8 protein-coding genes and 2 pseudogenes are annotated in these 8,604 nt (G+C 58.6%); 9 read left to right on the top strand and 1 reads right to left on the bottom strand.

Annotated features, from left to right (window positions below):
• Window positions 1-185: acetate--CoA ligase family protein (locus NKG99_RS34905; protein ID WP_352873974.1), on the bottom strand; the 185-nt coding region annotated here is incomplete at its 3' end.
• Window positions 186-996: 811 nt separating this feature from the next.
• Here NKG99_RS34905 and NKG99_RS34900 point away from each other — a divergent pair.
• From NKG99_RS34900 to tnpB (NKG99_RS34860), 9 genes and pseudogenes are all read left to right on the top strand, one after another.
• Window positions 997-1,263: pseudogene (locus NKG99_RS34900) on the top strand (IS110 family transposase); the annotation flags it as partial.
• A gap of 257 nt (window positions 1,264-1,520) precedes the next feature.
• On the top strand, window positions 1,521-2,138 hold the full coding sequence (locus NKG99_RS34895) for an O-methyltransferase (RefSeq protein WP_352873972.1): 618 nt from the start codon (window positions 1,521-1,523) through the stop codon (window positions 2,136-2,138).
• 85 nt (window positions 2,139-2,223) lie between these two features.
• On the top strand, window positions 2,224-3,798 hold the full coding sequence (locus NKG99_RS34890; RefSeq protein ID WP_352873970.1) for a carbamoyltransferase C-terminal domain-containing protein: 1,575 nt from the start codon (window positions 2,224-2,226) through the stop codon (window positions 3,796-3,798).
• A gap of 329 nt (window positions 3,799-4,127) precedes the next feature.
• A complete protein-coding gene (locus NKG99_RS34885) occupies window positions 4,128-4,997 on the top strand; it encodes a MaoC/PaaZ C-terminal domain-containing protein (RefSeq protein ID WP_352873968.1) in 870 nt (289 codons plus the stop codon).
• Window positions 4,998-5,487: 490 nt separating this feature from the next.
• The gene (locus NKG99_RS34880; RefSeq protein WP_352873966.1) at window positions 5,488-5,901 is read left to right on the top strand and encodes a transposase; all 414 of its coding nucleotides are present in this window, start codon (window positions 5,488-5,490) and stop codon (window positions 5,899-5,901) included.
• Entirely contained in the window at window positions 5,898-6,251 is a 354-nt protein-coding gene (gene tnpB, locus NKG99_RS34875; RefSeq protein ID WP_352480788.1) for an IS66 family insertion sequence element accessory protein TnpB, read from the top strand. The genes NKG99_RS34880 and tnpB (NKG99_RS34875) overlap by 4 nt, the downstream gene beginning before the upstream one ends.
• A 69-nt stretch (window positions 6,252-6,320) precedes the next feature.
• Window positions 6,321-7,887: pseudogene (gene tnpC / locus NKG99_RS34870) on the top strand (IS66 family transposase).
• Between the two features lie 211 nt (window positions 7,888-8,098).
• Window positions 8,099-8,407, top strand: coding sequence for a transposase (locus NKG99_RS34865; protein WP_352873963.1), 309 nt, complete (start codon window positions 8,099-8,101; stop codon window positions 8,405-8,407).
• Window positions 8,404-8,559, top strand: coding sequence for an IS66 family insertion sequence element accessory protein TnpB (gene tnpB / locus NKG99_RS34860; protein WP_023743220.1), 156 nt, complete (start codon window positions 8,404-8,406; stop codon window positions 8,557-8,559). The genes NKG99_RS34865 and tnpB (NKG99_RS34860) overlap by 4 nt, the downstream gene beginning before the upstream one ends.
• The last annotated feature ends 45 nt before the right edge of the window (window positions 8,560-8,604 follow it).

Genomic DNA, 8,604 nt, shown 5'->3' with positions numbered 1-8,604 from the left:
CCCATCCCGACTGTGAGGGCAAGGCCCATCAAGTCTACCCGGCGTATGCCTACGAGCAACTCGCCGATTCCATCTTTCACCATCTTTTCCACCAAGAAATTCCGGATGGAAAGCTCGGGCGCAGCGTGCGTTAATTTCTGGGCCATAATGCGCACCGCTTGCCACGCATCTTCGGGCGTGGCCAGGCGGCAACATAACGGCTCTCAGCTCGCTTTTGTGTGCCAGTCCTGCGCTAAGCGCCTTTACCGCAACTGGAAAAGCGAGTTCGTCCAGCCGACAGGTTTGATCCGGGGTCACAACGACATTTCGAGGCACCGCTATGCCAGAGGCACTCAGTTCGGCTTTGGCGGATGCCTCGTCGAGAGCGATCTCGCCTGTCAGACGCCGGTACGCCGGCAGGAAAATTTCTTCGTCTGTCCTTTGAGCAAGGACATCGGCCAATTCTGACGCGCGAATCGCATTTGACACGGCGCGAAGCCCGTCTTCCATCCCCTGCAGGGGGACCAACCCACGGGACCAACCCCTCTGCTATCATCCTTTCTTGTACGCTTTTTTGTAACAGCTCCGGGACAGTATTGACAAAAGCTGCCGGCATTTGCCGCTCGCTTGCAGCTTGCGCGAAGGCCTGGGTGTTCACGTTCCAGCCTATCGGGTCCGAGCCGCCCTCGGGAGGGAAGCACATTACATTCACAGCTACGTCCCAATCATCCGACAAGTACGCGCGATAAATATTCAGACAGTTCTCGAAGCCAGCATCGGCCGCTGAAGAGATGTCGAGAGGATTGGCAGGATGGACAAAGGGGGGCAAGTACTTCTCAAGCTCTGCCGCCGCTTCCGGCGAAGGCGGCTGCAGGTCAAGCCCACTAGATGGGGTAACGGGCCTCTGGCGCGCCGCGGCCAGACTTTCGGTCGAGGCGGTCGTCCCTCACAATGATGGTGTGAACGGCGTCATGGCCGAAGCCAGCGTGTAGCGCCAAACATCAAGGAGAGACGACCGTGGATAATTATGCCGGGATTGATGTGTCATTGGAATGCTCAAGTGTCTGTGTGGTTGATGGGCAGGGCAAGATCGTGCGGGAGGCGAAGGTGGCGAGCGAGCCGGAGGCGCTTATTGCCTGGTTTTCGGCGCTCGAAGTACCGCTCGCGCGGATTGGCCTTGAGGCAGGCCCGCTGTCGCAATGGCTATTTGCTGGGCTGCAGGCGTCCGGCCTGGCAGTGGAGCTTCTCGAGACGCGCCACGTGCGTGACGCCTTCAAGGCGATGCCAGGGCCCAGGATTTTGCTCTTCTGCCATGGCATGCAGGTTTTCAATGCGGGCATATCCAAGCGTCACGGAATGGCCCAACTCAATCTATTCATACTTTGAAATATTTGTTCAAAAGTTATTAACAATTGTTTATAAGTACGTGCCCTTTACAATCTTGGTGAGGCATTATAAGCATAGTGCATAAGTCGCGGGAGCATGAATAAACTCTGTGAGTTTAGGTCGCTCGTATCTTATCAGTTGCTGTAAGTTGACAAATGCATCCTGACGTGAAAAGAGTACTTGTCGAATATGAGAGGTATTTTCAGCATGAGTTTGAGGTCCTTCTTTCTATACCAAACGCCAAGCATACCACTTTACTCCCGATTGGGCCTGAGTCTGGCCGATTAATGAATTCACTTATTCACGGATCAAAGGCTAAATCCATTCTTGAGCTTGGTACGTGCTATGGGTATTCGACCATCTACTTGGCCGAGGCAGCGCGTGCGAATAGTGGGATCGTGACGAGCTGCGACTTTGATGCCGAAAAACAAAGCTTCGCCAACGGTATGCTGAGACAAGCCGGACTGGCGGATCATGTTGTTTTCCGTTCGGGAGATGCAATTGACGCAATTGAGGGCTTAGAGGAAGAAATCGAATTCTGTGTGATCGACCTCTGGAATAGCTATTATATACCAGCGTTTGATGCAGTTTATCCAAAGCTCGCTCCGTTGGCCTACGTCATCGCGGACAACATCACTAGCCCAGACCCGGTCGCTGGGGAGGGTTACCGCCAACACATCCGACTGAGGAAGGACATTGAGTCGATCCTGCTGCCTATAGGGTGTGGTTTGGAGCTTTCAAGGCGAGTTCAAGCAATTGATTGCCTTGTCTGAAGGAAAATAACTGAATTGCTCTGCGGATTAAAGAAATTCATTGAGACAAGCGACATCGCACCCAGAGAGTAATAGAATGAAGATAATGTCGTTCAAACCAGATCATGATGGTACAATTGCAGCGTTGGATGCATCATCAGCCGAACTCATTTATTCATACGAGGCTGAGAAGGATAGCTTTCGCAGATATTCGAGCATTAACCCGACGACGATCCTCGAAGCCGCTGGGCGCCTGGATGCCATTCCAGATGTCGTTGCAGTGGGAGGGTGGGACACTGGGTTCGGTCACGATGCAGTAGGCTACTACGGCATAGCTCAGCGATCGGATGTTATCGGTGAGCGGACCATTTTCGGCCGAAAGGTGCATTTCTATTCCTCGACGCACGAGCGCTCTCATCTCTGGGGCTGCTATGGCATGTCGCCATTCCCCGGCGGGATCCCCTGTTACGCCCTGATCTGGGAAGGATGGTGCGGAGATTTCTACGAGATAGATGAGCACCTGCAGGTCGTGCATAGAGGAAAAGTGATGCCGAATCCCGGCCACAAATATTCTTTCCTTTATGCGCTCGCCGATCCGAAATTCACTTTGTCAAAAGGACCAACGCGTATGGAAGACGCCGGCAAGCTAATGGCGCTTTCCGCCTATGGGCAGAGCGGATCGCCCGACCGGGACGAGCAGGCGCTAATCGATTTCCTGCTTCCAAGCGATGTGTACCCCTTGTCCAAGGAGGACCTACGGAATTCGCCCTACTACAACATTGGCGTAACCCATCAGAAGTTCACCAACCTCGCCAGGCGCGTTTCAGATGCCATCTTCGATTCGTTCCACACTTTCGCGAAGAAGAACCTGACAAAGGGCTACCCGCTGCTGATTTCCGGCGGGTGCGGGTTAAATTGTGAGTGGAACCGCAGATGGCTCGAAACAAACCTTTTTTCCGACGTTTTTATTCCGCCATGCGCAAACGATACAGGCTCCGCAATCGGGACCGCAGTCGACGCCATGCGACATTTCACAGGCAATGCTAAGATCAAATGGAACGTCTATTCAGGCCAGCCTTTCACAGTTGACGAAATTGACCGCACCGGGCTCGAGGTCCATCCACTCGACTACGGCCAGGTAGCCTCGGCGTTGCTTGGGGACAAGGTCATCGGCTGGGTACAGGGGAATTGCGAAATCGGGCCACGGGCGCTCGGCAACCGGTCAATTCTCGCGGCGCCTTTTTCAAAGGGAACCCATGAGCGGCTAAACCGCATCAAGAACCGGGAAGGTTTCCGCCCGATCGCGCCGGTTTGTCTGGAAGAGGACGTCGCGCTCCACTTCGACTTGGCACGCCCGTCGCCCCACATGCTTCTTTTCCAGAAGGTTCTCGATAGCCGGTTGGAGGCTGTCACGCATGCTGACGGCACAGCGCGGGCTCAGACCGTTTCGCAGGAGCAGAACCCGCACCTCTTTCAACTGCTTACCTCGTTCAAGGCGAAAAGCGGAGTCGGCGTTCTTTGCAACACATCGCTGAACTTCAATGGCACCGGCTTCATCAATCGTGCAAGCGATTTGCTGACTTACGCCCGGGCAACAGGTCTCGACGGATTTGTTATAAATGACGTCTTCTATGTTCTCAAGGAGGCCCCTATCTCGGCGTCGAGTGGACAGAAAGCCTAGGCGGGTACCAACGATGGTTCGCCAATGAAACGCCGCACTTTGTGCGCCAACGTCTGTTTGAGACGCCCTCCCCTGTTCTCCCATGCGAAGTGAAGGTCAAGCGAACCCCACATGCCTGCGGTTTTGATAGCGTAACGGATGGCCGAGCAGTATTCCCGAAGGCGCAGCTCAGCAATCAGCGGACAGGTTAGAGCTGAAGAAACAACCCGGCAGGCGTCATTTAGACGCTCGCCACTTATTCATTTTTGAGCTGAAATGACACAATGGGCCAAACCTGTCTCTGATATACCTTGCGGGATACGAGACCAGGTGAGCAGGAAAGACAGCGAATGGCGATTGAGTACGAACGAATGATGGCCATGAAGAATCTTGGCCAACGATTCAGTTATAGCGACCGCGACGTCATGCTTTACGCGTGTGGGATTGGCATGGGCTGGAATCCCTTGGACCGGAAAGAGCTTGCCTTCGTCAACGAAGCTTGGGCCGTGCCCCGCCCACTTAAGGTCGTACCGACATTTGCCTCCATCGCCGCCTGGGATACGGAACCGCAGGAAGTGAGCCGAAGCCTGGCCGAACTAGCGTTATTGGTCGACGGTGAGCGTGACATCACGTTCCACAAGCCACTCGCTCCCGAAGCCCAGATAACAGCAGACTGCTCGGTGGTTGGTGTCCACGACAAGGGGAAGGACAAGGGAGCGGTCATATGCTTCCGTACCTTACTGAAAGAGGGGCAAGGCGAGCCGATCGCTACCCTTTTGACTTCCTGGTTTGCTCGAGGTGACGGCGGTTTCGGCGGTCCGTCCGCTGGACAACGCGAGCCACATCGCGTGCCGACTGGTGCGCCGGACAGAATCATCGACATTGCAACGCGGCCGGACCAGGCACTGTTGTATCGACTTTGCGGCGACCGCTTCCCACTACATTCCGATCCTGAATACGCCAAGCGTGCCGGATTTTCGCGACCCATATTGCACGGAATGTGCACCTACGGAATCACGTGCCGAGGGGTGCTCCAGACCTATGCCGACTACAATCCGGGCGCATTCAGACAACATGCTGCGCGGTTTTCATCGCCCGTCTTTCCGGGCGAGACAATCACTCTCGAAATGTGGAGAGACGGCAACGTGATCTCTTTCGAGGCCAAGGTGAAGTCGAGGGGCGTTACAGTCATCAAAAATGGCATGACCGTGCTGGGTTGAAGCCTGTTCTGAGGATCGGACTGCTACGTCGATGTCCACTACTTTTTCCGGCCATTCGTCCGCGGTCACGCGCTTCTCTTCGCACTCGGCGTCGGGTCGCCACATGATGCGGTTAGGAGACCGAGCGTCTCAAACTATTCACCGACCTTTCAGATATGCCCCGCAGGCCACAAACTTCGACGAGATCGCTCTTACCGACCATCCCTGCGGAACGATCCGGCATCACCCTTGCTGGCGAAATAGTCGTAAGAGCCCGGGTCATGACCGGGCGCTTACTTTGAATCCGCCCAATACACCAGCGAGCAGTTCCAGCGCCTGATGACCGATTACGGCATCACCTGCTCAATGAGCCGGTGGGGCAATGTCTGGGACAATGCTGCGATGGAGAGTAAGCGCCACGCCGCTCCCCTCGTGCGGGGCATGAGGTGAATGTGCGAAGAATCCTCCCGATCGCGAGAGACGGAGGGCCTACGTGGGAGCAGACGGCAAAATGGACGTCGATTTGGACGTCCCAACAGCTGGCTACGCAGGCCGGCTCGAGGTTCTGGAAGGTCCGACGGGACGGCGGGTTCGCTCGGAGGCCGAGAGAGCCCGGATTGCGGCCGAGAGCCTGATGCCGGGGGTGCAGGTGGCGGCGGTCGCACGCAAGCATGGTGCGACCCGCTGGCAGGTCTACGATTGGCGGCGTCGCCTTCGTCAGGGGCAACTGGCACTGCCGGAAAGCATGGCGCCGATGTTCGCGCAGTTGATGGTGGACGACTCATCGGTGCCTCAGCGGAGGATGAGGCCATCGAAATCGACGCCGGCGAAGGTGGAGATCGTGATCGACGACATGGTGATCCGAACGGCGGTTAACCTCGAGCAGCTGTCGCAGGTGATCCGAGCGGTTCGGGCCTCGCGATGATTGCACCGGGCAACGATCTGAAGATCTACGTGGCGACCCGGCCGGTTGACTTCCGGCGCGGCATGGACGGATTGGCATTGGCTGTGCAGGAGATGCTAGGCCTCGACCCGTTCTGTGGGGCAGCCTTCGTCTTCCGGGCCAAAAGGGCTGACAGGATCAAGATTTTGGTGTGGGATCGCACCGGCCTTGTGCTCGTTCACAAGCGGCTCGAGGGCTCGAAGTTCGTCTGGCCGCAGGTTCGCGACGGCGTGATGCGCATGTCGCCGGCGATGTTCGCGGCCTTGTTCGAAGGGCTGGATTGGAGACTGGTTCGCCCCGAGCGGGCACGGCGTCCGCAGCTGGCCGGATGAGTGTGGCACAGTGACTCAGGTGCCTTGTCTCCAATGGCGTTATCGGCACTCATGTGGTTGATTTAGTGCATGAATCTGACGGTTCTCCAGGAAGAGAACGAGCGTTTGAAGGCGCTCCTCGCCGAGGCGCAGGCAGCTTTGGCAGAGTCCGAGGAGGCGCGCCGCCGCCTGGAGAGCGTCGTCAGCCAGCTCAACCACGAGAAGTTCGGCGCCAAGTCCGAGAAGCTGCATCCCGATCAATACCACCTGCCGCTCGAAGACGTGGAGATCGCGCAGGGCGTGCTCGATGCCGCGCAGGAAAAGGCGCAGCGGGTCATCCGGGGGCGTTCGGACGGCTCGTCCGGTTCGCGCCAGCGCAATCGTGGCCACTTGCCTGCCCATCTGCCGCGGGTGGAGCGGATCATCGAGCCTAAGAGCACGCTGTGTCCGTGCGGCTGCGGCGAGATGGCCAGGATCGGCGAGGATGTCAGCGAGCGGCTCGACGCAATCCCGGCGCAACTGCGCGTGCTGGTCACGCGCCGCCCGAAATACGCTTTGCCGGCGCTGCTCGGGCGCCGTCGTGCAGGCCCATGCGCCCGAGCATGTCGTGCCCGGCGGCCTGCCGACCGAGGCGCTGATCGCCCAGGTCATCGTCGCCAAGTTCGGTGATCATTTGCCGTTCTACCGGCAGGCCGAGATCTACGCCCGCCAGGGCATCCAGCTGGATCGGGCGACACTGGGCAACTGGGCAGGCCGGGCCTGCTTCCATCTCAAGCCCATAGCCGACCACATGCGCGGGCATCTGGCTGCGGCCGAGCGCCTGTTCATGGACGAGACCACCGCGCCGGTACTCGATCCCGGACGCGGCAAGGTCAAGAAGGGCTTCTTCTGGGCAATCGCTTCCGATGACCGCGGCCATGGTGGCCAAGGCCCGCCCATCGTGCTGTTCCACTATGCGCCGGGACGCGGCGGCGAGCATGCCGAACGCTTCCTTCAAGGCTTCGGCGGACAATTCCTGCAGGTTGACGCCTATGAGGGCTATGACCGGCTGACACGCCTGGAGCGGCCACAAGGACCATGGATGCTCGTCCATTGCTGGAGCCACCTGCGCCGACGTTTTGTGAAGCTGGCGCGCAACACCAAGTCCCCGATCGCCGAAGCCGCCGTGCGCCAGATCGCTACGCTCTACGCCGTCGAGGCGACGGTGCGCGGCATGACGCCACAAGCTCGGCTCGCCGCCCGACAGCAGTACTCCACCCCGATCATCGCCGCCTTGAAGCCGTGGTTTGAAAAGCAATTGTCGATGATCTCCTCGGGCTCAAAGCTGGCCGAAGACATCCGCTATGGTCTTGCCCATTGGGAAGGGCTCACCCGCTTCCTCGGCGACGGCCGGCTCGAGCTCGACACCAACCCGGTCGAAAACGCCATCCGGCCCGTATGCTTGACCAGAAAAAATGTTCTCTTTGCTGGCCATGAGGTCGGGGCCGAAAACTGGGCGCTGCTCTCATCCGTCGTGGCCACCTGCAGGCTCAACGACGTCAATCCCGTTGCCTACCTCGCCGAAACCCTCGAGGCCATCATCAACGGCCATCCACAGAGCCAGATCGAGGAACTCAGGCCCTGGCGATTCCGGAAAACATCAAGCCCAAACCCATAGGTGATCGGCGAGGCGCTTACGATGGAGAGCTTCTTCTCGTCGCTGAAAACTGAGCGGACAGCCCGCAAGTTCGTACGCCTCCGGCGAGGGCCGCCTTGCGCGAGCATGGCACGGTAGCGAGGCTGCGCTCTTAAGGTCGTCCTTACGAGCGTAGTTAGCAGCACAGCATGAGCCATGTGACGTTGTTGACCGGGCCTGAGCGTCGTCGTCGTTGAGTGAAGAGGATCAGTGCCGGATACTGCGCGCGGCATTCGCGCCCGGGGCCACAGTGGCGGCGGCAGCGCGTCAGTACGATGTCGCGACCAGCCTGATCTATAAGTGGCGCCGCATGGTGAGAGCCCGCGAGACGGGCTTTGCCGAAGTTGTCGTGGTTCCCTATGAGCCTGTCGCCGCTTCGGTGCCGGCGGCGTCACCAGCGGTGATCGAGCTGGAGGTCGCCGGCAAGGTGCGGCTGCGGATTCCGCTGACCACGCCGCCGACGCTGGCGGCGGCGATGGTGAAGGCGCTGGGCGTTTCATGATCCCGGTTCCGAGCCAGGTGCGGATCTGGTTGGCAGTCGGTCGAACCGATATGCGTCGGGGGATGCAAGGCCTCGCTCTGCAGGTTCAGGAGACGTTGGGCCGGGATCCGCATTTATGCGTCGGGCGAGATTATGTGGCGGAGCCGCCCTGACGCCCGTCAGGGCGGGCCAAGTCCGACTGCCTCCGCCACATATAT

It is taken from the genome of Mesorhizobium sp. M1409 (genome assembly GCF_040317535.1).
Taxonomy (GTDB): domain Bacteria; phylum Pseudomonadota; class Alphaproteobacteria; order Rhizobiales; family Rhizobiaceae; genus Mesorhizobium.
This window is presented reverse-complemented; position numbering and strand designations above follow the sequence as displayed.